Below are 24,955 nucleotides of genomic sequence, written 5' to 3' on the forward strand. Positions count from 1 at the left end.
TTATATAAATTACTCTTAACACCTTTCAAGTTTTTATAATTACACGTCGCAGCTAGATAGCTCTGAATAGAAACTGATGAAACATATTCATTTAAATACAACGATTCTAAACTCTTATTCTTTTCAAAAAGTTCTTCCCTTTGTAAAGTCGCATCTTTAGCCGATATTTTTCTTAATTTTAAAAGAGGTGAAAAGTCGCCTAAAATACCGCCTTCTTCCCAAGTAACTTTTAACCAAGGGGGGTTACCCAAAATAAGGTCAAAACCACCATTGTCGACAAAAAGATCAGCAAACTCCAATTCCCAATGGAAAAACTTATAACATGTTGCAAGCTCATCAACTTTACGCAAACGGGGAAACACACCATACAAAAAGTCCTTATTGACTACCCCACCACGGCTGGTCGAGAACAGATCTTGTGTTTGTTGACTGCCTTCGGAGAACATCGCCATTTGGCCTGAACTTTCCTCGGTGACTACAGTTTCTGTCACTGTGTAGCCTTCCAGCACCTGCTCGATTTCACCCAGGTATTCCGCACGGCTTGGTAGATCATTGGCGTTGTCGATTGGCCAAAACCACAGCGCACACCAGTAATCCATCACCATTTTTAAGCGCGGGTAAACGGCTGAACCTGACTGCTGTGATTGGCTCAGTAACTTATCTTTATCGTTGGTACTTGAACGCTGCGCTGAGCGCGCGGAGTTTGGCCAAATTTGCAGGTTATCGGTGGTGATATTGCGCTCTTTTCGCCGCTGCTCAACATGAGCTTGCCATAGCTCATCAATTTTTTGGCAGATACGTTTTAGCTGATCTTTTTCTTCCATGCTAAACGAGCGAACAAAGGTTTTGCGCCATGCATTGATGGTGGTAATTTCTGTTGGCTTAAGCGCTTTTACCACTTTATCACTGTAGTTAGCCATACCGTTATCGGGCAGCAGGTAGTGATAAACCTCATGCGGACTGCGCGCTTCATTATGGCCTAAACGTTTTGGTTCACGGTTTAACCAGCTTGGGTCTTTGGCTTTTTTGTAAGTGAGGTCGCCAGTCGAAAACACCTGGCGGCGTGCGCCAATTAATGAGTTACCATTGTAAAGCTGGTAACCAAACCAAGGCACAAAGGCTTCATCGCTAATGGCGTTAAGCCACAGCGAGACTTCCGCCAGCTCGACGGCGACGGGGTTTAAATCAACGCCGTAAACGTTGTTATCGGCGATGTACATTTTTACCCGTTGCAGCTCTCGGGTGTATTGCTCTTGCGGTATACGGGTATCTTCTGCCAGTTGTTTTAACTCAAGGTACTTTTCAGCCAGCTGATTTATCGCTTCGTTCAAGAACGCCGCGCTGCCCATGGCTGGCTCACACACTTTGATGGTGAGGATTTTATCGGCCTGTTCCGCAACGGTTGCGAGGGGTTCGAGCTGCTCTTTATATAGCTCTTTCAGTGCATATTTCACCAATGACTGAGTGAGTACTTCTGGGGTGTAGTACGAGGCCGATTTTTCACGATCTCGCCCCGCCATGCGGTAAATAAAGCTGCCTTTCGGGTGGCTGAGTAAGGTGCCATCTTTGCGAAATACCTTTTCATCGTCTTGGTATTCGGCCAACTGCTCGGCACTGACAAAGTAGCCTGTTTCCAGCTCATTGAGCTCTTCCCCAGCTTTTTTCACTTCATACAAGTCAGTTTGAGCAAAGAAGCCACGGTAGGAAAGCAAGGCTTCATACACGGCGCCCAACTGGTTAATCCCCAACTGCGCGTAAGAGATGCGGCCACGACGCTTGCCTTTGCCTTTTCCTGGGCGGCTTAACGACATTAATTTGATCACGCGCTGTAAGGTTTCGTTACGAAATACCACACGCGCCAAATACGGCATACGCGCGTCATCAAATAAGTGACTTTCAAGTTTGCGGATGGCAAAACTTTTCTGAATATCATCAAATAAGCTGCTCTCGCTATCGCTCTGTTTGCTGTTGCCAGCAAAGCCTTTGGCCACGAGACGAAATAGCATTTGCAAGCTGTCGTGAATATAGCGACCATTGCGCGATTCTTCGGTAGAGAGATCCACCATTTCCAAATCGCGTAGTGCTTCTAAACTATACCCTTTGAGGTAGACATCGGAGTTTGTCGGTGCGTATTTTAGCTCTGGCCTTGCTTCGATATAGAACAAAAACAGCATGCGATACATGTACCGTAAGCATTCAAGGCTTAGTTGGCTGGCATCAATGTTGTTTTTGCCGTCGTAGGTAAACCCTTTTTCTATCAGCTGTTTTGCGGCTTCATCCCCCAACAGCTCGATGGATTCACGCAGCGCGTACTTGAGATCTTCGGATACTGAAAACGCATGCTTGTGTGAGCTTTCATCTAAATTATCCAGTAGGTTCTGACCTTGCTGTGGGCAGATGGAGTCTTTATGCAAAAGAGCAGCCATCGCTTTGAGAGTATCGCTCTCTTTACGACCAAGGATCTCTTCTAAATCAAAACGTAACAAACGGTTTTGCGCCCATTTGGTACGATCTAGCAACAAGCATTGGCGATTGCCCAATAACAGCAACCAGCGAGGTGGCTCCGGGGCGCTAAAGATTTTTTTCGAGATTAAGTCCTGCCAACTCAGCTCATCACTTTGCTGTGTTTTTAATAGAACCTTACGCTGCTCTGGTTCGAGTGCTTCTAACTGTTGTGATAACAGGGGCAATGACAGTGGGTCAGCGCAGTCGTCCATGGATGGGTCATGGGCTTCGAGGATCCATAACAGAGGCAAACCTTGATGGTCTTGATAAGCCGACAAAACCGGTAGCTGACCGTTTTCTAGCAACACTTGTGTTGGTTTTATCTCAAACCCGAGCGCATGCAAGATGGGGCTCCAACGCGCACGCTGATTGCTAAGGCGTTTGTTGACGTCTTTAACACTGAGATGCTGATTTAACTCGCGAAAGTACTCACCGCTATAACTTGCCAGCTGAGTGTGAGGTGCACGATAGCCACGCTGCGGTTTACCACCTTGCTCTTTTTCTGCACGTTCAATTTCGCGGGCTTGGTTTTCTTTTTCTAACCACTGTTCTAATACACCACGAATATCACCGATAAACACTTCGCTCAGATAATGGTGTGAGTAAAAGTCGTTTTCGTTGTAAATACCAACCAATGCCATGGTTATAGCCCTTCCGATCCGGTTAATACTGCCACCAGTTGAATGTATGGTGAGGTTTCTGTGGTCATGGTGTCCTCGATCCAGCGTAAATATTCATCGAAGATCTGTTCAATTTCCCGTTGACGCTGTGCTTTTTTGTCATTAACGATTTTTCCTGCTTGCTTGCTATCGCCAAAGTCCAGCTCCAATTGCTTCATTTGCTTATCGCGTAACTTATCGAGTTTTTCCATCTGCTGATTGAGCTTTTGATTTAACTCGGCTTCTTTTTCATTACGAAGTTGTAGCAAGTATGGGCGTACTGCATCGATCGCTTGGCTTAAAAGCGCTTCTTGGCGCTCGTGGCTGCGTTCACCGCCTTTGTTAGACAGCACTTGCTGGTGGAATGGGTAACGCTGAATAAAGTCTTCAAAGCGCTCAATGCCCGTGAGTTCACCGTCCTCAAAACTGACCACCAACCATGGGTTGACTACCGGGTGTGATTTACGGTTCGGAAACAAGCCAGAAAGCACAAAGTGATCTTCATAGCTTTCGAAAAGTGCAGGCATGCGCAGCACTGGCGCTTGGTGACGACCAAACGCGCCCATCATTTTATCGCCCAGCCACTGTGAAACCGGGTTTATCGGCCAGAGATATTGGATTTTCGGCCAAGCCGTTTGCTCACTGCGACAACGTATAATTTCCTGGTTAATCACATCAAGCCGGTTACTCAAATAGAGGGTATGGTTGTTCTCTTCTTTGGGCTGTATTTCCGTAGGTAAGAATTTAAAACGCTGACGCAGGTCTTTAGGGGCAAATAACGAAACAACACCTTTGTTGTCCACTTCGTATTTGAGCTTTTGTCCCTGCTGGTTAAGATACTTCAGCGCGTGCTCACAGTAATCGACATCGTCTTTAAACAAGGAAACAGCTTGGGCCGTATCATCGCCTTCTTGCGCATTGGACACGTCGTTTGCGAAGCCTGCAAACAGGTCTTCTTCTTGCTGCTCACTATTTTGGCTGTAGAAGTTGTCAATCCAGTCCGCAGGGTCAAAGCTGATGTCATCGCTCATCATCTGATCAGCAATTTGCGCTTCTTCTTCTTCTTGAGAATACGCACGAGTAAACTCCGAACTATCACCAATGTTTTTCTGTGCCTGATCATCTTTATTGATCAGCACTTCCAGTACGCGGGTATCTCCGCTAATTCGGGGATTGTCGCTTTGCGTTAGCAGGTAGCGGATTTCTGGCTGGTGTTTCTGTCCATAGCGATCGATACGGCCATTACGCTGCTGGAAAACCATCAACGACCAAGGCACATCAAAGTGGACCATTTTGTGGCTGAGGTGATGTAAGTTGATACCTTCTGATGCCACATCAGAACAGACTAATAGGCGCAATTTCGAGTTTTCTTTACCAAACTCTTCCACGACGCTCATGATATCCGTGTCTGACATGCCACCATGTAACTGGGCAATAGCTCCCTCAGCTAAACCAAAATCTTGCTGCAGATTTTGATACAAAAACTCTAGCGTTTTGATGCTTTCGGTAAAGATCACTAAGCGGTCATCGGTTTGGCTTTTCTTCCACTGAAGATCTTTTTGCATCGTCGTAAGTAACTGTTGGTACTTGCTAAAACTGGTTTTATCGACGTTGCGCAAAGCGGATGCGAGATGTTCAAGCTCATTAATGTCTTCTTGATAATCGACATCACTAGTGTTCTTAAGCTTCTGTTCTAATTTTTTTATGCGGTTTTCAACCGTAGACAAACAAGCCATTGGGCTGGAAAACAGTGCCTTTTCAAGCGTTACTTTAAATAGTTTGGTGCCTTTGTTATCCGACTCTAAGCTGCGCAGCGACATCTCGACTAAGCGACGATAAACCTCTTCTTCTTGTGCGCTGGCTTTGGCATAGACTCGGTCAATGTGCCGTTCTGGAAACTCACCCACCATTTGGTCTTTGACGTCTTTCTTAAAACGGCGCACCACTAGATTTTTGTCTTTAAAATCGTCGTAACTGTAATCACTAGGGTTGGCAATGGCGGTTGCGTCCAGCATGTTCATCAAGCTAGCGAAACTTTCAGCCTTGCCATCGTGTGGTGTTGCAGAAAGCATCACTAAGGTATCGCTACGACGAGCCAGTAATTTGGCTAACTTACTGCGCTGCGAGTGTGAACCACGTTCTGCTACGTTGTGCGCTTCATCAATGACTATGATGTCCCAGTATGCACTTTCTAGGTAATGGCGATACTCGACATCTTGCTTGAGCGTATCTATCGAGATAATGGCTTTATCGTAGTAGTAAAACGGGTTGTGATTAGTGGGGATGCGATTGCGTACCTGCTGAATCCCGGTTGAATCAAGACGTGTTAATGGAATAGAAAAACGGCTCCAAAATTCTTTTTGGAACTGCGTCAACATTGATTTCACCGCTAAGACAAGAATACGCTTACCTTTACCACGACGAATAAGCTCTGACACTAAAATGCCAGCTTCAAGGGTCTTACCCAAACCCACGGCATCAGCAATCAAGATACGTTGACGAGGCTGCTTTAACACCATTTTGATCGGGTCGAGCTGGAAAGGTAATGGGTCCATCGCCGCTTTGTGACCAAGATGTACTTTCTCATCTGTTGGCACCCGTTGGCGCAGCATACTTTCGATGTATAACTTGGAAGCGCTATAGCCCGAGGAGTCATCCTCTACCAATAGGGTATTTTTGGGGTCTAGTATTTCAATTTTGTTTTCCAAACTCGTCAAGAATCGCCCTTCTCGACCGCGTACTAACTCGGAAATCCCTTCACAGGTTATCAGCAGACCACCATCTGAACTGCTGTCGACTTTTTGAATTACCCATTCAGCATCGCGTATCACAATGCGCATGCCGGGAGCATAATTGACTTGTTGGTTTGCCATTGGTGTTCTCTTTTTGGCCTAGCGCTAACTAATTGAAACTATGATATGAAATTTTAAGAATTCGCTCTATGACTTAGCGCTTGTTAATGAATCTATCGGTTAAAAATAGAACGATTAGGTTCTAATTTTCATCGTACTCGCTCAGTTTTCGAAACTCCGACAAATACTTGAAAGGAAAAGGCCTAACTGTCGCCAGTTTATTGCGAATAAAATAGCTTTTAGTCAGTTCCAAACAGACTTGCTTTAACTGTTCCGGACCTTCGAGATACCTAAGATGATTGAAGTGGCCTCGACTGAACTTGAAACCACCCTTTTCACTGCCAACAAAATAGGCGGAGTGCTCTGCATCGTAAAAGTGCCCAGTTAAGGCTTCGAGGTACTCATTGTGTTCTCCTTTTAACGAGTAATTGAGCATGACTCCGGTTTCCTCAAAATAGCCATCAACAAGCGCTTGCTCGGCATTGGAGCGATAACCGATATTGACGCTTTTAAGATCTTCTTTATAAAACTCTTGCTGTAGCGGGTGTATTTCCAACATGGATAGGAGTTTGTCACGGATGGGATCATGCAAGTAGGCAGAATTTGAGAGAAACTGCTCGATGAATTGACGACTTATGCCTTGTTGGTTACTTCTTTTTAAGTGTTCAAGCACTTCAAATAGTTTCGTGGCATGCGGAATCGCGGCAATTTCTTCATGAACAATGGTACAGACTTGAGGGACAGGCTGCGCCATGTCGATTACATAGTTTAATGTTTCAAAATAGCGCTGTTTTTCAGGTAACTCGATGCCCAACTCATCAAAATAAAATTCATCCTGTTGTTCATAACCAAATATTCCATCTTTACATTTCAGAATGTGGTATATCGGTCCTTGACCGCCACGCTTTGGCTCCTCTCTCTCAACAAACCAATAGTGCCCCTGTAACTCTTGAATAAGAAACTGACGCTGTAGACACTCTTGTTTAATGGCGATTTCTTTCACTAAAGCATCAATAATCGGGCTCAGCTCGTTCCCTTTAGCTTTGGGCCGTAAAGAAGTAATCGTCGAATTGTAGACACTTTGTGTAACTCGATCTGACGAATAAAACCCTAACTTGGGATCGGACAGGCCCGCTTTTTGATACTCTTCGGCACTGTCTACTACCACAAGTAACGGCTTTTTCACATTGATATCAGCGTGTTCAATAAACTCAACGTGTACCGGCCATCGCTGAAGTTTCAGCTTCTCGAAACCTTCCTCTTTCAATGCGGCATTCACAATTTGTAGGCCACCTGCATCATCAAGCACTTGATAGATACGCTGATACACTTTTTCCACATCGCGTTTTTTGTAATGCTCACGCCAACTGGCATTAATAGGTTTTAATTGCAGCGATAAGCAACCTGAGAAATGCTGGTTGATCAGTTTAACGAACTGATAAATGGCACCAGTTTTGGTTTTTTGCAGCGATATCGGCTCTTGACCTGAGATATCAATAGCATTGGTCGTAAACTTTCCTTTTCCTGGACTATGCTCGATAAGTTTGCCCTTAGGATTGCGTCGCAATAGCCCACTTTGTATATCAAACTCAAATTTGGACTGTCTTTCAATGACACCCTCTGGCTTATAGGCGGCTTCTATCGGCGAAAATGTTGTTCCATCAATGGAAATGAATAAAGAGTTGAAGCGCACACTCTCTTTAAGATCAAACTTCAAACATTTGTATACGGTATGCTCAAAAAACTTATCTGACTCGACAAAAAGAAATGTCTCACCAAGTCCGGAAAAAAACTGGCTCGGCGCCACTTTACCTAGTGCACGCACAAAAAGGCGCCCTAACAAAAGTGGTTCACAATCTTCAAACTTTACACGTTCAAAGGCGATATCTGGCGATGTTGGTTTGGCTTTATCTTCGTTGTCTCGCAACACCCAGTAATAGCCAGAGTGTTTGATAAGCGCTTTTGGTGTCGATGCCTGATCTACTAAACTCAGTTGCTGCGCATAACCTGCATCACCTTTACTCTTGTCTAGTGACGCTTTGTAAATAACGTACCTTTGGCTTAACACATCAAAATTAAAGGTTAGGTCAATGAGAGTGGTTAAACTTTGGCTCATCTGCTTCACTCCGCAAACTGGTTCAATAATTCAAGTAATTGGATCATGGGAGGGACGCTATTTGTACCCGACTCACTGTCAATGATCCCCGGAATTTCAATGACATCTGCTAAATCTGGATTAGCATGCACAACGATTTTTTGATGATTACTCAAGTATTTGCGCGAACTTATCCCTTCGGCACCACTCCAAATGGTGTTGATGTACAAAGCTTGCACGCATTTATTTGTAAACTCAGCGGGAGGATTTACCCTAATTTGTTCCAACTTGGCTTGGCATTTATCCAAAGTGTTGTCGTGCTCCAAACAACCCAGTTCTAAATCCCAGTGTTTGACGTCAACCATCAGAACTCGATTACCAAGCTCAATATACCCATCGAACCACTCCACACATCCTTTTGGCATAGGCTGAATTTCGTAGCCAAACGCCTTCAAGATTGATCTAACCGCTTCTTCGCCAAGCGCTCCCATATAGAGATCAAACATAGCCGGCGCTAATACAAACTGAGCGCTGCAAAATGTGGTTGCAAAACCGTTCTCTTTAAAATGCTCTGAAACGAATGGATTCTTCATAAGCAAATGAAGACGTGCTGACTGCTCAGAGACTACGCGCAAACCAGACACATCCGCTGGGTTAATGAAAATTTCAGTAATTCCTCTAGCTTCAGAGTAATCGATTTGGTACTGATACTGGCCCAGCGGGGCCTGAACATCGATATAGTAGCGAACCTCTTCACCTGCTGGTGGCAGCAGCATGGTTGGTTTTTTCAACATCCAAGTCCGCAATCGCTCGTACTGACCGATCGCGTCTTCATTCTGGTGTTCATACACACTGGTCACTAGTCTCTGAATATGCGCGTAATTTCGAGAAGCTCTTGGGTGATAGGCTATGCGTTGCTTTTCATTCTCCTGGACTTTGTAGCGCTGCTTGATATCCGTTATTAATGCACGGTACTCGTGAGAAAGATACGAAAGGTTGCGGCTGTCTTTAGCCAATGTTTCCACAAAGTCAGTAACTGCATCATACATGATGGTGATTTCACCCTGCTTCCACTCGGTGCGACACATTCGACCCAATGCTTGTTCGATGAAACGATAAACAGCATAACGGTAATCTTCGCTTCCTTTATAGGTGCGAATTAGTGAGCCTACGGAAAAGCTGTTCACATTGGGAGCAATAAGGGACTTGAGTTTTGTTTTGACCTCGTTAGCTACCACAATGCCTTTTTCGTGAAGCATTAAGGCATCGTGAATGTTCTTTTTGATAGCAAGATCTCGCTCTTTCTCCATCAAATCATCACCAATCCTACTCCCAATTAGGCTCATTGGTTGTTCTAAGTAAATTGAATCTATATCCGTTTTGTTTTGAAATGGTGAAACACCCTCTGGGCCAACGTAAATTAGGGAATGGTTATTGTTGATGGAATAGGAAGGTGATAGCCCAGCTCCTGTTGCCTGATAGTTGGTAATCACCACAACTTTTCTTGAGCTGCTCTCTAAGAGATCCAATATGGCTTGGAACTGCTCATTCCTGAACGAAGCGGCATTGATGTTTTCAAAGATAGTGACATTGTACTTTTGCCCAACGCTAGCCATGAAATCCATGAATTCACTGTTTTTATAGCTTTTATTGAGCATACAAAAATGGTATCGATTAGTGGGATGTTTAGAAAACTGCAAGATTGAATCTATCAGTTTGTTCGCTCTCTTAACCGCAAAGCTAAGATTCTTAGCACTTACGTTGAGCAGCTTGCACAACTCAATTTCGAGTGCCGCTGGATAAAGCCTGTTGCCTTTGAACTCTTGATAGAGCACCTCCACACCACCCCAGTCTACACGCTCAGAAATTCCTTTCACCTTGATGTAAACCTGATTTTCAACGTATCTTCGTTTCTCACAATACTCTGCCTGTATCGCCGCTTTTTGCGCAGGATTCAGCAGGATCAACCGCTCTCCTAGAACATTGCTCAAGTACTCTAGATCAAAATTGTGAATAGCCGTCTGGCTAGTTGCGGTTGCACTTATGCCGAGAACTTTTGCTCCACCAAGAACCCAATGAGCGAGCAATCCTGTTGATGTCAAAGCTAAATCAAACGTTGCCGCCTTAGCCGTATTATCTGTATCGCTATATTTCGCAATGTTGGCGATTTCAAAGCCACTATCATGGAAACTGTACGCTTTGTGTGCGTTTTGGACTTTAAAACTTAGTCGCGCAGAGATTAAAGACATGATGCTTGGTGCGAGTTCTACTAATCCCAAGTTATTGAGAATTTTTTCTACTAGGTTTTCTGTGGTATAGACTCTTGGGTCGTCCAGTTTCTCTAAGTTCATTTTTAACTTAAGAATGGCACTTAACATGCCATTACAGAATGTTCTGACAAGCTGGGCACCATTATTAACAAACTGTATCGCACTCTCAGCACCATCAGGACCAATCTCGTGACTGCCTAACGTATGGTCTATTTGTGATTTTAATTCTTCGTGTTTAAAGTTGATGGCATGGATCGACATCCTGTCTGAGAGAAGCGTGAATATACGGTGTTGATTTTCACTCCCCCTCTGAACTGTTTCTGCCGTGATGAACGGACGATATTGCACATGCCACTTACCTTTGTAATCTGCGAGTGAGTTACGAAAACGGTCAAAACATTTATCCACCCCATCAAACTCAGACGAACCATGAATTTTGAAGCTGTCAAAACTTGAATAGAATTTACGTGTCAGGGCAATGATGTCGTAGTCAGAGACTGTATTGATTAAGTGGGTGAGAAACTCACTTTGCTGACGATCGAACTCGTCTAGGATCAACAATGAGTTATCAAGAAAATCACTAATTCTGTATGTCTTCTCAATATCATGCCAAGGGTAAAGCAACTTTGACGTAGTCAAAAACAACACCTGTGTTTGACCTTGAACAATCCTTCTTGCGGAAAAGATTCGATGGAGGATGGAATCCAAAACAGGGTTATTGATTTCTTTGTTCTTGAAATAGCTCCGCAACAAATTAAACGCATGGCCGTACTCAGTGCGCAATTCTTCATCGAATACCGTCGTGTTATTGATACTTTTAGCTTGCTGCAGTAATGCAGCTTTGTCCAATATCGCCTTTATCTCTTTTTTTTGTGGGAGCTCAAGAGCTTCAAATATGAAGGGCCAATCTTCACTTGATAGTTCAGCGATCGAGGTATCCTGCGCGGGAATAAGAATGACATTGCGCTTATACAGTGCTTTTTGTGATTCATTAAGCAGAGGATGGCCATCGATTCGGTCAAGTAGAGCCTGATAAGCCTCTTTAACATTCACTCTTAAATTCGTCGAATAAATAAGAGTTTTCTTTGAGTCAGCAATCAAGTGCTCAAGTTGAAGCCCAGTAGCCTGATATGTTTTTCCAAGGCCTGTTTGTGCATCAATGATGGCTAAAAAGCCTTCCTTGGACTGACAAACACTCGGCCCTGCCATATCTAGATATGTTTCAAGTAGTGCACTCATGCTGTTCTCCCGAACAAAACCCACCAATAAAACAGCCAACCGACCAATAACTTGACGATAAAACATACAAGAAATACTATGACGTCATTAGCGACAGGTAAATACTGAATACATGAACATGTCGAATAACTAGACAGGAATCTAACAATGAGTGCGTGGCCAATTCGATGGGATCTGCTGTTTCGATACCGAATGATTGAGATTATTGCTTTGTGGGAAGGGCGTTTGACCACCAACCATCTGATCCAGAGCTTTGGTATCGGGCGTCAACAAGCGTCCAAAGATATCAATACTTATCTTGTAGAGATTGCACCTGGCAACTTGGTTTACGACAAGTACCTCAAAGGCTATAAACCCAGTGATAGTTTTAGCCCTAAACTCACCTCCGGCCATGCCGATGAATACCTTCATATTCTTTCTCGTAGTGAAGATATGGCTGTAACGTTTGCCGACCTCAACATGGGATTCGAGAACACTACAATGATTCGCCCGGTGACACGCAATATATCACCAGAAATTTTGCGCCCATTAGTGCAAGCAATCCGAGAGAAAAAACGTGTCGACATATGCTACACATCACTCAAAGATGGTGAGCCATCTGAGCGTATTATTTCCCCGCATACTCTTGTTTGCACACCATTACGCTGGCACGTTCGCGCTTATTGTGAACAAGCTGGTGGCTATCGTGATTTTGTCTTAAGCCGTATACAAGGTATTCCCGATATCAACAATAATGCGACGCATGGTAAAGATGACGATGAGCTTTGGAATACCAAACTGAACGTGGAGTTAAGCCCCGATCTACGCCTAAATGAGAAACAACGCGCGGTAATAGAAAAAGATTATGCGATGAATGACGGTGTTCTGCGAATTGCCACCAATGCATCACTCGTACGCTATGTGCTTGATACCTATAACATTGATATTCACACACAAAAATCCAACCCTCAAGGGCAGCAGATTACCCTAAAGAACCGGGATGAGCTCTTTGACCTCATCATTACAATCAACTGAACATTAACTTAATAACGAAGCCCATTCATCCAGCAAAATACAAAACCAAACACAAACAACTTTACTCATCGAAAAAACTGCTTATATTCAATGAATTGCCTTATATATTAGTTCTAACATAACGAGAATAATGATGAGTAAAAATGTCGCACTTTTAGTTGCTGAGGCCCCTTGGTTTTCCTTTAAAAGTAACCACGACCAAGCAAGTTGCCTGCCTTTCTTCGAAGGCGTAAAAAGGTTGGTTAACGATGGTACAGACAAACCACAGTTGAACATTTATAACTGCCATTATTACGACAACAACTCTCTCAACTACGCTCTTAAACAGCTTGTTGATACACGAGAAGATATCCAGATTTTGTATGTTGGTGGCCATGGAGATGGTAAGCGTATCGCAGATGCCACTATTACTAAAACGACCAAGCTTATCCGAGCGCATGGCAAAAAGATTAAGGGGCTTATCATCAGCTCATGTATGGCTGGTTCGACCGATAAACTGGCAATAGCAACCGAAGGTGCCTTTTCAGTTGGCGAGAAGACCATCAGTTGGGTTAATGGCCCAAATTGGGTTATCTCATACAAGCATGCAGTTGACTGGTTCCCATCTGCGCTGGTTGAAACCTCGGTTATCAAAGCGTTTACATCGCACTATCACCAAGAAGGTAAGCTCAATTCAAAAGCGGATATTCTCGATTGCTTCGCTGAAGCGTTCGCACCTTTTGATCTTAACAAAGAGTTTGCGACCGACAAACATGACAATCGCGTAAGTTTGGGAGAAACACTTCGTGTGTGGGTTCGACCGCAAGGGTCTAGTTATCCAAGCGATGTAACTAAAGAGCTTCTTGAACGGCTTCGCAGTTCAGAATCAGTGATTTGATAACCTTAGTTATCGTCAAAATCGTAGGATTCTCGTCCCGATTTTGGGTATAACACATGGGATTATTAATCCCTTCCCAGTTATAGGGCGGTCTTTTGCTTACTACAAAACCAAATAGGAACCCACATGCCAATTACTCGAAGAAGCACACCACAACAATCGCTTACAATGAAACAAGTTGCTAAGCTTATCCTAGTCATCCATGGCAATTCACCTGACTATCAAGATGCATGCAGATCTCAAGGTGATCCGAAGTTCAAATTGCAAGAAACGGTCATTCAGCAAATTGTGGGTATGCCGTTGTCTGACCAAAATAGAAAACACATTGTTCGAGAACTCAATATCCTCGGTTGGGAAGTCGCGATTAATTCACGCTATTGGCTTATCTTTAGTGTTAGAAATCTTCATCATTGGCATGACGCAGGCACACTCGTTAACCATTCTCTATTAGAGACACTCCTTTCGAACCCGGAACCTCATCCTCTAGGGCAGACTTGTGGAATGGATGTTACGCCAAATGAAGTCGCCAAATTTAATGGCTATAGTGAAACAGACATTATTGATGAACTGGCGCAAAATCGTTATCACCGTTTATCAGATGAACAAATTGATGAGTTCGAAGCCACAGGTGATGCATCTATACTCGGTATTGAAGATGATGAACAGCTACCAATAGATACCTTCTCTTTTTGGCAGTATGTCGATTTCTATCTTGCAAAGAAGGCGTTAAACAGATTTGCGCCCCTTATTCGCTAACTTGTCCGAAGCCCCTAGTCAGGGGCTTTAAGGTCGATAACCATGAGCTTAACTACGGAATACAGACTCACTCCTCTAACAACACTGACAAACCAAATTTATCAATTACTTGAAAGACAAAATTGCACTGCATTGAGAAAAATAGAACAGTCTATATTGATAGATTTTCAGTTAGATTTGTACCACCTTGGAAAGCTGACTATCACCATTGACAATGGCGCTTCATCCCCAGAGACTGCCGTAAACACACGATACTGCCGTCGCCGAGTCTTATTATTCAGAAGGCGGCTCACCGATGTCGCCAACACCCCCGTACTTAGAAATAGGCTAAACATCGTAGAGATCGACTGGTTGCTTTCTCGTCTTATTAGAGCATTAAATGAGTTGACCGATGAACTCGAAAACTGTCAATGCTGACAGGTGAAAGACAACAATATTTACTTTGTTGGTGAATTAATGCCTGATAACCTCAGTTCATCTCCAGCAAAACAAGCACCTATAAAATTCCTCGCGACAAGGAGTGATTATGCCCGAACGTGATGCCAAAGGCCGCTTTGTAAAAGGTAATCGCGGTAATCCCAACCCAGTATGCCGATTTGCACATGGTAATCTCGCTGCTGCCAAACACTTGGGATACGCAGACAATTACATTCTGAGAAAGTTGTCTCTCTACTGCAAGCTCTCTGAAGAGTTCTACCAACAGCACCCTGAAGGCTCTGCACAAGAGCATGACAACTACGTTCGTGACAACTGGACTAGTGTGATACCAAACAGTTGGCAAGTGTACCGAAACAAACCGGATGAGAAGTGATGCACAGAGGCCGTTTGTGTCTCGCTGGTGGCTGAGCAGTATTCAATTACGATTAGGGAAAGGAAGTCAGTATGGACTCAACCGATTTCTTGGATTACTTGAAAAAAATTTTACATGAGTACCACCGGATGGATACTCAAGATGAACAAAGTAAAAACGAGCGTAAACAATACCTTAATGGATTGATGCATGGTGCTAGGTTGCTCGGTGTAAGCTATGAAGAGCTTGAAAGTGTTACCGACGGTGAGTTGCGGGAGTACCTGGATTTTCTTGCAGCCACAGACAGAGAGGCGTTACTCGCAGTACCTGCCTATATCCGCCTAAAGTTGCACATTTGATGAGACAAATCGCCAAGTGAATGCAGTAAATTAAACGTTCACTACCTCTTTGTTGGCCGAAAAGCTCCTGAAAATGGCCGATTTTTTGCAAACAAAGAAAGGCGATGGCTCCTAGTCAATTCTTGAAACGCAACGGTCAATGTGCGCAATTCTCATTAAGCCTCTGAATAGAAAGTAAATAAAACATGATCAGTAAAAGTGATCAGCACTTGTGATCACTTCTACTGATCACTTTTACTGATCACTTTTCATTTTTAATCGGCTGGTACCGTAGTCATTGGCGAACCCTTCTCGACTTTGTTTGCTATTCACTTTGGCGAGGTAAGACAAACGGTAAATTGCATCCCTTTTCACTCGCCCGTCGCTCTGACGACTGACTAGGTAATAACAATTCTCCGGTATATATAAATGACCACCTTCTGATACCGTCCCCCACCACTGTGTAAGCAGACTAAGCAGTTTATCTGGATATTGTATTTGAGAGCCGTTTAGCAAGAGAGCAACGTGATAGTGCTGAACTGAAGCTTGGTTCCGCTCTCGACACCACGCGTAGCCTAGACGCACCATTTTATATCTCTTCTTGACTCGATATCGAACGTGATTGAGAAACATCGACATCACCTGATTGTCTGTTGAGTGGCCGTAACTGGGGAGATGCAAATCAAATCGTACTACCAAGACTTTCCGATGATGACCCCGCATGATCTCGAGTTGTTCTATCATCTTGCCCATTTGATGAGTGAAGATTGGCTTACCTTCCCCTGCATTAACATGGTACACACTATCTATGTACCGATAGTATGGTGAAGTTGACTGGTTTTTTCTCATACGAGGATTCTTGATAAAGGTCTTAAGAATAGCGGGAGATAATATGAAATACCCAGTTCCTCTTACTTTACCTTCTATACCGAACCCCAAGCCCCATAAGGGATGGTCGATGCAATAAGGTCTAAATTTAGCGTAACAAAACTGGGTATTAACACTTCAAAAGTGGGCAGAATGACGCAAACAGCGTCATTTTGCGTCAAATTGACTCTCAAACCATGCTTTCACCTTATCGGAATCCCAACCGTAAGATCTCCCCTGAAACTGTAATGGTTTCGGGAAGCGCCCCTCTTTCCACCATCGGTTAATTGTCGATACCGAGCGATTGGTCATTGCACATACTTGCTTAGTAGTTAATATCTCGCGGCTTATATTCATAACTACCCCCGCTTGCGGTAAGCAGGTTGACTAAGACGTTCATCTCGCTCAGTCACTCGCTTTTCAATCCACGCATGTACTTCAGACTCCAACCAACCAACGGCGGAACCACCTAGACTCACACTAGGAGGAAACTCTCCCACCGATATACGCTCATAAATAGTCGAACGTGATAAGCCAGTAATAGCCATGACTTCTTTTAGACGAATAATCTTCATTCACTGATTTCCTTTTTCGTTGTTCTCAGGACGGAATGAGATTAATCCGGAAGGGATTGGAATGGTGCGCATTAGGCAAACATGCGCGCGCATCTGAACTAGATGCGCGCGAAGTGGTGCTCGAATGTTACTTCTTATTTACGCAGAATCGCTTTGTCGAAGTCCATCATTTGCTTCCATCTGCGCACGGTACTCGGATCTGGTTCGAACATACCAAGGGATATTCCCTCAGATGCAAAATGAGCAGAAAGTATTTCATGCAAGTTCATATTCTTGTCTAAACAACTAGGACCGAGCTTAGAGTGAGTAGCGATCACAGCACCTAATACCGCCATCATTTTTTGAGAAGGCCGAGCTGTTGGCTCTTGTACTTGTTGCTGCATTTTTTGCAATCCATATAATGTCTTTTGCTCAATAGGAACGCCTTTTTGATATGCATCTAATATTTTTTTTACATCCTTATAGCTAATAACAATATTCTTAGCACTCACTGTCACAGGAAAACCTAATATCGTTATTTGTGCTTTATCTATTGGTCTCTCTTGATACCAACAATCATCGATATACGGAACAACTTCAATATCAATTTCCTCCAGGGAGGATAATAGCCTAATAGCATCGTCAACGCTTTCGATTTGCCAAAAGCCCATTAAATATCCCTCGACACCTGCCTCCCCCTCAGAATAGGGTTCGAACTCAGTGACATTAAGCTGCGATGCAGAGCTGGAAAGATAGTCATCAATGTTTGATAGCCTAGGGCGGGTCAATGGAGAGTGCTGACGAGACAAGTCGGATTGAGACACTCCCGAAGTACAGTAGACTTCAGCACTTTCTAGTATTTTTTTATTCCCAGTTAAGATTGAAAACGACTTTTGTGGTTTAACATCATCAACTAGCACACATGGACGGACCAAAGCACATCTTACAGCCTCTTCAAAAAAACGAACCGGGACGTCAAATTGTTCAGCGGCCATATCCAATGAAAAATATGGAAGCGGGAACAATTTTATCTCTCTTCCCTCGCTAAGAATAGAATGCTTTCTTTTATTCACGACCTTATTCCTCCCTAATATAAAGTCGGGAATTAATCTACCTCATTCGACAACACAAGAAAAATAAAAATCACATCATCTCATTAACGTATTAACGTATTAACGTATTAACGTATTAACGTATTAACGTATTAACGTATTAACGTATTAACGTATTATAAGAGGAATTCTCCTTTGCATATATAATCTTATCTGACATTCACCATTCTCAAATAGTCATTACCTGTAACGCTGTAACTTCCATAACTCGATTTGTCGATATGTTCACTCCACCAGCTCATTAATCTACGACGTGAATCCAAGTAATCAGTGCGGTTGTAAGCTTTGCGTATTTGATTTTTGTCTGTGTGAGCAAGGGCTGCTTCAATAACATCTGCATCAAAGCCCTGTTCATTAAGTGTTGTACTGGCCAAAGCTCGAAGACCGTGAGCTGTCGTCCTATCTTTAAACCCCATTCGCCCTAGTGCTTTATTTGCAGTTTCTGAATCGGTTGGAACTTTCGGGTTACGGCTCGAAGGAAATATATAGTCTCGATGACCACTAATCGGTTTAATCGCTTCAAGAATTGCCAAAGTTTGCGTCGTAAGTGGAACTACATGTTCACGGTTCATTTTCATGCGCTCTTTCGGGATAATCCATAGCTGTTTTGCCATGTCTATTTCTTCCCAGCGAGCGCCTGACGCTTCATTAGGGCGAACCATGGTATGAAGCTGCCATTCAATCAAAAAGCGCGTTACATGTTGAATATTGGCTGTTGCTACCGTACGAATAAGCTCATGTATCTCATGAGGCTGTAGCGCTTTCATGTGCACTACTTTGTGCTTCTTGAACACATCACGGATACCAGATAATGGATTAGAATGAATCACTCCGCTGTTTACAGCATAATTCATGATCTCATTCATTAATTGCGCAGTACGTTTAACCGTTTCAAGTAGACCCTGTGACTCAGTTGGCCGTAAAGCAGCGATAGCAATTGGCGCCGTGATCTTACTTACTGGAATAGTGCCAAGCTTTGGAAAAGCGTAGAGTTCGAGCTTGCGCCAGTTCCCATTGAGAGTCTTCTCTTTTATCTGCCCTTCTTTCGTAGCCTTCCACTGCTCAGCAACAAACTTGAACGTCGCATTTTGCTCAACAATAACTTTGGCTTTTTGCTCTTCTTTGGCCAACTGAGGATCAATACCATCCGCAAGCATCTTTCTGGCCTCTAGCGCTTTCTCTCGCGCTTCTGCCAAAGACATGTCTGGATAAGTACCAAAGGAAAGATAAGTGATGTTGTCCTGGCCAGGTCGTTTATAACGAAACTGCCAAGAACGTGAATTGCTTGTACGCACACAGAAGTAGAGATTGCCACCATCAGATAAGCGGTAGAGCTTATCTTTGGGCTTTGCCGTTTGGACTTGCCTAGCCGTGAGATTATTCGCCATTTTGATCCCTCAAGTAATACCTGAACAAAGCTCAATTTTCGAAAAATCTAGGTATTACTTTTGGTAGATAACTGCTTAACTTACATAAAGTTAAAGATCGAATTGATAGAAAAAATGACAATAAAGTAATACCTGATTTAGTGCTCAAAAGTAATACTAGCATCAAGTAGGAATAGTGGGTATTACTTTAGGTATTACGAAAAGCAAGCGCTTTTATGACACATTATGAAACGTCACTGAATCGTAACTAATTGATTTTTATAATCTTCAGATAAGAAAAAAGACGTCCTAGGACGTCTTTTTTCAAGAATGTGGCGGTGAGTGAGAGATTCGAACTCTCGGTACGTTGCCGTACACACACTTTCCAGGCGTGCTCCTTCAGCCACTCGGACAACTCACCGAATCAAATTTTGTGTGGCAACTCGTGCCAACGAGGCGCTAATTTAATGATTATCTTGGGATTGGTCAAGCCCAGTTTTAAAAAAAAGCGCCATGAAGAGTTTAGTTGGCTAGTAATTGGCTAAATCGAACAATCTACCAGCAATTATGCTTGCTGACGGTAACCAGGGACCTTAAACCAACGGCGACACATATCTAGGAAGTAGCCGTACAGAACGCCCATACCGCAAGAGATAATCGCATTGCTGGTCACTGCCGTGATGATCTGCTCTGTCGATGCGCCTACCGCAAGCAAAATACCGGCGTAGACTGGCGATTGAAAAAGCACATATGCGATTAAATCGGATACGTTTTTCATCAATCCGCTGGTCGATACTCGCGCACCTTGGCGAAGAACCCAATCACGAAACACACCATAAGGCCACGCGATTGCGATGTTCACCGGAATTGACAACGTTCTTGATGCCAGAGATTGCTGGAAAGTCATCCCAGAAATCAGGATCTCGATAATCATCCCTGTAATAAAACAAAAAACCACCATAGCAAAAGTATCAGCTGCCGCATGGCGGATACAAAATGGCGCACGAGATTTCATTTCATTCCTCTATAAAACAATTAACTGCAAATTTAGCAAAATAACGACATCATGAACTAACAATCAAACCAGCATGCAGTTCATCGCGCTATTAGAGCAAATAATTTGTAGTTTTTGGCTCCGTTTTTAGAGTTGAGTTGTAAATTAATGACCAGTTTTAGTTCAAAATGTAGTTTAATCCGCCAGAAATGAATAAAGCCGCTTTTACAGCGGCTTTATATTGTAATTTAACTACATTAACTGGATGAGCTAGGGGTACTGACCAAGTAAAACGGTGATTTGGTTGACGGCATCTTGCTCTGGCGGAATGTCCTGCTCTAAGGACGCTTGAATGTGATCAAGTGTTGTCAAAAGCAGTTCGTTGTCACTTGCAGACAGCTGTTCTTTGATGCGTTGTAACGCTCTATTGGCTTGCTTTAAGTCAACGTTTTCAAGGGCGATGTGAAAACCTAGGAGCAATGATTCTAAAGAATCGTCTGCTGCCACAGGCTCTTCGTAATGTTGTCCAAGCGCTTCTGGACGAAATTGGTAAAGCAGCTTGGCATGTTGAAATAACGCATCATCCAACTCTGACTCAACAATCGGTTTGGCGATGATATGATCCGCCCCTACTCCCAGCATTCTTTCTCTGGTTTCTTTAAACACGTCTGCTGTACAGCCAAAGATCAAGCTACGTTTGCTTTTTGAGTCCATCGCTCGTATCGCGGTAATCGCTTCTATCCCATCCATGACGGGCATATGGTTATCCATCAGAATCAAATCAAATGCCTGCTCAGAGATGCGCGCAATGGCTTGTTCTCCATTTTCAACTTTCTCACAGCTAAAGCCTTTGTGACGTAAGAATGTCTCAATAATAATGGCATTGGTACGGTTGTCTTCGACGATCAGAGCGTGCAACCCTTGGTAGTTGAGCTTGTACCTCGGTTCATTACTCATGACACTGGGCGAGGTAGTGTCAAGCTGTAACTCGACGGTAAAGCAAGTACCAAGCCCAACCTGACTGGACACTTCGATATATCCCTTCATTTTTTCAGCAATTTGTTTAACGATGGCAAGTCCAAGCCCTGTCCCACCAAAGCGTCTTGTGGTGGTTGACTCTGCCTGTTCAAACGGTCTAAAGATACGTTTCTGTGCGCTTTCAGGGATACCAATGCCTGTATCTTTGACTTTCACGCTGAGATAATTTACGTCCTCACGTTGGTGCTCTTCTAAATAGACCTCGACTAAGCCACGGTCGGTGAATTTCACAGCGTTGTTCAGCAAATTAAACAAGACCTGACGCAACCTTGCTTTATCTGCGTTGTACCAACGACCATTCGGAACCTTCGAGTACACTTTAAATTGCAGCCCTTTTTCAGCACACAACGTAAAGTAAACACTGTTGATGCTGCCAATAATGGAATCAAACGGGAATGGGTTGTTATCGAATTCCATGTGTCCTTGCTCGATCTTGGAGTAATCAAGTATTTCATTGAGCAAGGTCATCATATGATCACCGGAATCGTACAAGGTTTTTAGGTGTTTGCGCTGTTCTTCATTGAGGGGCGTTTTCAGTAGAATCTGAGCCGTGCCTAGCACGCCATTCATTGGCGTACGAATTTCATGAGACAAGGTTGCAAGAAAAGCCGTTTTAGCGTTCGTTGATGCTTGCGCTTTGACTTTTTCCGCTTCGAGATAAATGGTTTTTTCATTGATCGTTTCAATAAGATGCTTTATTTCATCTTCACTTTCATAGTGAATGTCGATAATGCCCCCCGTTTTTGAAACATCAATTTTTTTCGCGATGGCAACGATCGGCGTGATCACGTATCGATTGAGCAAGTAGTAGCCTGCCAAAACGCAAATAAGAAGAAATGGCAAGATGCCAGCCTCAACTCGCATCACTTGCTGAAAAACCTCATCCGACACCAATAGTTTGGCATTGAGTACCCTAAGCTCCCAGTTGATCTCTGAGATGTTTATTTCACTGATATAGCGTCCACGCTGCAGTGTGTAAGCATGCTCTAAAAGCAATCTATCGGCAGAATCTGAGATGGAAACACCCAGTTGATACTCTTCGGTATAATTTTTTAGCAACTCAAACAAGCTTTCCAAAGAGATGTCTACCGTGGCTACGCCTGCAAACTCACCATCGATAAAATAGGGTTGCGAGGCGGTGATCATCTGCACTTGGGTATAGGCGTCGGTATAGACGTTAGACCAAACAATGCTGTTTGCGGTCAAGTGGCTCACCGAGCGGTACCAACTCTCTTTGTGGTATCCAATAGATTCTGGGTTGTTGTATGAATGGATGCGTTCTACCTCCCCGTTTTCACCTTTATTGAAGAACAGGCTGGTGTAACGCAGCTTGCCATCTTTTTGCTCCGGATGTGGCCATACGCCACCGCTGGCAATCACTGCATCACTGGTGGAGAGCACGCGCGCGATAAGCTGTGGCTGCAACGTTTCGTTTGATTGGCTTTGTGCAATACCGACTAAACTGTTTAGGACACCAATCGAACGGTTAAAAGGAGACTTAATTTGCGATGCGAGCAACTCGGCTCGAAGATCGAGGTTTTTTTGAACGCTGTCTCGCACTGGTGGTTCAACCACCCAGTAGGTGATGCTGCCCAAGGTAGCAATAAAGAAACACAAGTAAAGACTCAGTGCATAAATGCTTTTTTTCCGCAATGACGAGCGTATTTTCATAATCGTTCAGTACTTTCCCAGTTGTCTCACGTAAGTGTATATCCATTTTTCAACGAAATGCATATCAAACATGCTCGTTGTATTACGTGTTGCGCGCGATAGCCATTGTTCACTTTGTTCCAACTACCATAGCATGCTTTAACGGCCTGTTATCCTTTTGTCTCAACGTTTTGCTTGGTAAGATGTTCTTCCACGCGCTTTCAATGAATCAAACGGTATTCTATTTTGACTTTACAAAACATTATTTCTCTTCCTGAGCTCGAAGGAAAACTCCTCAATTTGGCCAACACACAAGGCTTTGTGACCGCGATGGCAGCCGCGCCAAATGTACTGACTCCTAACGAATGGCTGCCTTTTCTATGGGGTGGTGAAGAGACAGCGCCATTTACCGATGGCGAACAGCTCGAAAGTTATATTGATGCTATCGTCAATCTTTGGAATGAAACTCGCCCAGCTCTCCTAGAAGGAGCATGGCAATGGCCGAAAGAGTGTGCACTAGATGAGGCGGAAATTGTGAATGAATCCACTCGTGATTTTTGCGAAGGATTGCTCCAAGGTTGGCAGTTAGCGCGAGACGATTGGGAAACACTGATGCCTGAACACAGCGAAGAAAATAGCCTGCTAGGCGGTGTACTGCTTTCCCTTACTATGCTCTACGATCCAGAAACGACAATCGCGACGCTAAGTGAGCAAGGCTTTAGCGGGCTAGAACAGTTTGAAGAGATTTACAACGCGGTGCCTATGATGCTCTGCGGTCTGACTCAACGTGGCGTGATGTTGGCGGACGAGCAGTAAGTCACTTCGCGCTCGAAAACATAATGAACCCTGCCATAAGCAGGGTTCTTTTTTACCCAAACAAATTTTTCGGGCTCAAAGGGTGCGTGCTCTCTTCTCACATGGTTCAAAGCGAGATTAGTTTGCTTTTATTTTGTTCCATGCGAACGAATGAATACGTTCGTCGGCAATATAGAATAATTTGCTTCCTGCTGGAATCGTGCGCTCTAAATGAGGGTTAAGTTCGATACCAGTGCCAACATCAATGGCTATCAAGGTTGCTTCATACTGACGTTTTAAAAAAGTGAATAAGGCATCAACGCTGGTATCCGGTTGATCTTTGGGATACTGCACTGAATACTGTGTCATGCCGCGAGTTGAAGCTAATAACTCTTGGTGTAAAGCACTTGAGCCAGGATCCACGGCGGCTTTTGCGAGCATTTCAGCACCAACAGCCGGAATGCATTCGGCTTTCGGGCAATGTTGACTGAGCAGACGTCCCAAAGCTTCATCTTTGAAATAAGCCAGCAAATGCGCCTCGGGGTTCAAGTTTGCGCAATACAATGCGGCTGATAGCGTAATGTCGTCTTGCTGGTTGTCAACGATGATACAACTTGCCTCAGCGACATTCGCATTCGACATCTCTTGCGCATCGGTATAACTGGTGACTTTGACAAAACTAATCTCTCCCGGTAGTGGGTTTTCAATGTCTGAACGTGAGCAAAGCACGATTGGACGCTTGCCAATTTCTTCGTGTTGTAACATGCGAATTAAGTGAATAGTCCTTTGACCATTCCAACCAAGCAACAATATGTGATTACTCACACGAACTCTCCTTTTTCCTAATACACCAGCTCGCCAATAGTCAATGAGCGAGCTTGCCAGCCTACCTAGCAAAGCGGCAAACAAGCTAAGGCCTCCAGGAATGACGATAAGTACAACGATCCATCGTCCCATCGAACTGTGGGGCGATAAATCGCCATAGCCCACGGTGGAGGCCGTGACCATCAAGTAGTAAACAAACGTTGTAAAATCTTCAGTTAACGCGTTTTCACCGGCCCATTTAAAAAGCGCCCAACAAAGCCCTACGTAACAAAGTAGCAAGATAAAAAGGTTTCGGTTACTCAAACTAAACACGTGCGCTTGAAACCATTTTTTGACGAGAAACCAAACCGACATAAAG

17 protein-coding genes, 1 tRNA gene and 1 pseudogene are annotated in these 24,955 nt (G+C 43.8%); 6 read left to right on the forward strand and 13 right to left on the reverse strand.

Annotated features, from left to right (window positions below):
* The 4 genes and pseudogenes from FC652_RS10360 to FC652_RS10375 all read right to left on the reverse strand — a co-directional run.
* Positions 1–3,146: pseudogene (locus FC652_RS10360) on the reverse strand (class I SAM-dependent DNA methyltransferase); the annotation flags it as partial.
* Between the two features lie 2 nt (positions 3,147–3,148).
* Positions 3,149–6,037, reverse strand: coding sequence for a DEAD/DEAH box helicase (locus FC652_RS10365; protein ID WP_255199157.1), 2,889 nt, complete (start codon positions 6,035–6,037; stop codon positions 3,149–3,151).
* A 121-nt stretch (positions 6,038–6,158) separates the two neighbouring features.
* Positions 6,159–8,132: a hypothetical protein gene (locus FC652_RS10370; RefSeq protein ID WP_176298500.1), complete on the reverse strand. Its 1,974-nt coding sequence runs from the start codon at positions 8,130–8,132 to the stop codon at positions 6,159–6,161.
* A gap of 5 nt (positions 8,133–8,137) precedes the next feature.
* The gene (locus FC652_RS10375) at positions 8,138–11,620 is read right to left on the reverse strand and encodes a hypothetical protein (RefSeq protein ID WP_176298501.1); all 3,483 of its coding nucleotides are present in this window, start codon (positions 11,618–11,620) and stop codon (positions 8,138–8,140) included.
* 147 nt (positions 11,621–11,767) lie between these two features.
* Here FC652_RS10375 and FC652_RS10380 point away from each other — a divergent pair, with 147 nt between their 5' ends.
* From FC652_RS10380 to FC652_RS10400, 5 genes are all read left to right on the forward strand, one after another.
* Positions 11,768–12,634: a YafY family protein gene (locus tag FC652_RS10380; RefSeq protein ID WP_176298502.1), complete on the forward strand. Its 867-nt coding sequence runs from the start codon at positions 11,768–11,770 to the stop codon at positions 12,632–12,634.
* 133 nt (positions 12,635–12,767) lie between these two features.
* Positions 12,768–13,511 (forward strand): hypothetical protein, encoded by a 744-nt coding sequence (locus FC652_RS10385; RefSeq protein WP_176298503.1) that lies wholly within the window; start codon positions 12,768–12,770, stop codon positions 13,509–13,511.
* Between the two features lie 126 nt (positions 13,512–13,637).
* Positions 13,638–14,267, forward strand: coding sequence for a hypothetical protein (locus FC652_RS10390; protein WP_176298504.1), 630 nt, complete (start codon positions 13,638–13,640; stop codon positions 14,265–14,267).
* Positions 14,268–14,793: 526 nt separating this feature from the next.
* Positions 14,794–15,078, forward strand: a complete 285-nt coding sequence (locus tag FC652_RS10395; RefSeq protein ID WP_176298505.1) for a hypothetical protein — start codon at positions 14,794–14,796, stop codon at positions 15,076–15,078.
* A 71-nt stretch (positions 15,079–15,149) separates the two neighbouring features.
* Positions 15,150–15,416, forward strand: a complete 267-nt coding sequence (locus tag FC652_RS10400; protein ID WP_176298506.1) for a hypothetical protein — start codon at positions 15,150–15,152, stop codon at positions 15,414–15,416.
* A gap of 234 nt (positions 15,417–15,650) precedes the next feature.
* Here the strand turns inward: FC652_RS10400 and FC652_RS10405 are convergent, their stop codons facing one another.
* The 8 genes from FC652_RS10405 to FC652_RS10440 form a co-directional block, all read right to left on the reverse strand.
* Positions 15,651–16,244 carry an inovirus-type Gp2 protein gene (locus FC652_RS10405; protein WP_176298507.1) on the reverse strand — a complete coding sequence of 198 codons (594 nt, stop codon included), beginning with the start codon at positions 16,242–16,244 and terminating at the stop codon, positions 15,651–15,653.
* 186 nt (positions 16,245–16,430) lie between these two features.
* A complete protein-coding gene (locus tag FC652_RS10410) occupies positions 16,431–16,619 on the reverse strand; it encodes an AlpA family transcriptional regulator (protein WP_101957197.1) in 189 nt (62 codons plus the stop codon).
* A gap of 2 nt (positions 16,620–16,621) precedes the next feature.
* Complete coding sequence (locus tag FC652_RS10415; RefSeq protein ID WP_101957198.1) at positions 16,622–16,837, reverse strand: AlpA family transcriptional regulator; 216 nt, start codon at positions 16,835–16,837, stop codon at positions 16,622–16,624.
* A 134-nt stretch (positions 16,838–16,971) separates the two neighbouring features.
* Positions 16,972–17,889, reverse strand: a complete 918-nt coding sequence (locus tag FC652_RS10420; protein WP_176298508.1) for a hypothetical protein — start codon at positions 17,887–17,889, stop codon at positions 16,972–16,974.
* Positions 17,890–18,077: 188 nt separating this feature from the next.
* Positions 18,078–19,316: a tyrosine-type recombinase/integrase gene (locus FC652_RS10425; protein ID WP_176298509.1), complete on the reverse strand. Its 1,239-nt coding sequence runs from the start codon at positions 19,314–19,316 to the stop codon at positions 18,078–18,080.
* Between the two features lie 312 nt (positions 19,317–19,628).
* Positions 19,629–19,716: transfer RNA gene (locus FC652_RS10430), tRNA-Ser, on the reverse strand.
* 144 nt (positions 19,717–19,860) lie between these two features.
* The gene (locus tag FC652_RS10435; RefSeq protein WP_176298510.1) at positions 19,861–20,310 is read right to left on the reverse strand and encodes an L-alanine exporter AlaE; all 450 of its coding nucleotides are present in this window, start codon (positions 20,308–20,310) and stop codon (positions 19,861–19,863) included.
* A gap of 249 nt (positions 20,311–20,559) precedes the next feature.
* Positions 20,560–22,998: a hybrid sensor histidine kinase/response regulator gene (locus tag FC652_RS10440; protein ID WP_176298511.1), complete on the reverse strand. Its 2,439-nt coding sequence runs from the start codon at positions 22,996–22,998 to the stop codon at positions 20,560–20,562.
* A 225-nt stretch (positions 22,999–23,223) separates the two neighbouring features.
* On the opposite strand from FC652_RS10440, the gene FC652_RS10445 reads away from it, so the two are divergent.
* Positions 23,224–23,793, forward strand: coding sequence for a UPF0149 family protein (locus FC652_RS10445; RefSeq protein ID WP_176298512.1), 570 nt, complete (start codon positions 23,224–23,226; stop codon positions 23,791–23,793).
* Between the two features lie 117 nt (positions 23,794–23,910).
* Here the strand turns inward: FC652_RS10445 and FC652_RS10450 are convergent, their stop codons facing one another.
* Positions 23,911–24,951, reverse strand: coding sequence for an ion channel (locus tag FC652_RS10450; protein ID WP_176298513.1), 1,041 nt, complete (start codon positions 24,949–24,951; stop codon positions 23,911–23,913).
* Positions 24,952–24,955: the final 4 nt, after the last annotated feature.

The sequence above is a fragment of the Vibrio sp. 05-20-BW147 genome (assembly GCF_013369385.1).
GTDB classification, from domain to species: Bacteria; Pseudomonadota; Gammaproteobacteria; order Enterobacterales; family Vibrionaceae; genus Vibrio; species Vibrio floridensis.

What these genes read in the sequence shown, in the direction of transcription:
- FC652_RS10435 (WP_176298510.1), bottom strand. Translation starts at nt 20,310, where the DNA reads ATGAAATCTCGTGCGCCATTTTGTATCCGCCATGCGGCAGCTGATACT.
- FC652_RS10440 (WP_176298511.1), bottom strand. Translation starts at nt 22,998, where the DNA reads ATGAAAATACGCTCGTCATTGCGGAAAAAAAGCATTTATGCACTGAGT.
- FC652_RS10380 (WP_176298502.1), top strand. Translation starts at nt 11,768, where the DNA reads ATGAGTGCGTGGCCAATTCGATGGGATCTGCTGTTTCGATACCGAATG.
- FC652_RS10365 (WP_255199157.1), bottom strand. Translation starts at nt 6,037, where the DNA reads ATGGCAAACCAACAAGTCAATTATGCTCCCGGCATGCGCATTGTGATA.
- FC652_RS10450 (WP_176298513.1), bottom strand. Translation starts at nt 24,951, where the DNA reads ATGTCGGTTTGGTTTCTCGTCAAAAAATGGTTTCAAGCGCACGTGTTT.
- FC652_RS10410 (WP_101957197.1), bottom strand. Translation starts at nt 16,619, where the DNA reads ATGAATATAAGCCGCGAGATATTAACTACTAAGCAAGTATGTGCAATG.
- FC652_RS10385 (WP_176298503.1), top strand. Translation starts at nt 12,768, where the DNA reads ATGAGTAAAAATGTCGCACTTTTAGTTGCTGAGGCCCCTTGGTTTTCC.
- FC652_RS10405 (WP_176298507.1), bottom strand. Translation starts at nt 16,244, where the DNA reads ATGAGAAAAAACCAGTCAACTTCACCATACTATCGGTACATAGATAGT.
- FC652_RS10400 (WP_176298506.1), top strand. Translation starts at nt 15,150, where the DNA reads ATGGACTCAACCGATTTCTTGGATTACTTGAAAAAAATTTTACATGAG.
- FC652_RS10375 (WP_176298501.1), bottom strand. Translation starts at nt 11,620, where the DNA reads ATGAGTGCACTACTTGAAACATATCTAGATATGGCAGGGCCGAGTGTT.
- FC652_RS10395 (WP_176298505.1), top strand. Translation starts at nt 14,794, where the DNA reads ATGCCCGAACGTGATGCCAAAGGCCGCTTTGTAAAAGGTAATCGCGGT.
- FC652_RS10370 (WP_176298500.1), bottom strand. Translation starts at nt 8,132, where the DNA reads ATGAGCCAAAGTTTAACCACTCTCATTGACCTAACCTTTAATTTTGAT.
- FC652_RS10390 (WP_176298504.1), top strand. Translation starts at nt 13,638, where the DNA reads ATGCCAATTACTCGAAGAAGCACACCACAACAATCGCTTACAATGAAA.
- FC652_RS10415 (WP_101957198.1), bottom strand. Translation starts at nt 16,837, where the DNA reads ATGAAGATTATTCGTCTAAAAGAAGTCATGGCTATTACTGGCTTATCA.
- FC652_RS10425 (WP_176298509.1), bottom strand. Translation starts at nt 19,316, where the DNA reads ATGGCGAATAATCTCACGGCTAGGCAAGTCCAAACGGCAAAGCCCAAA.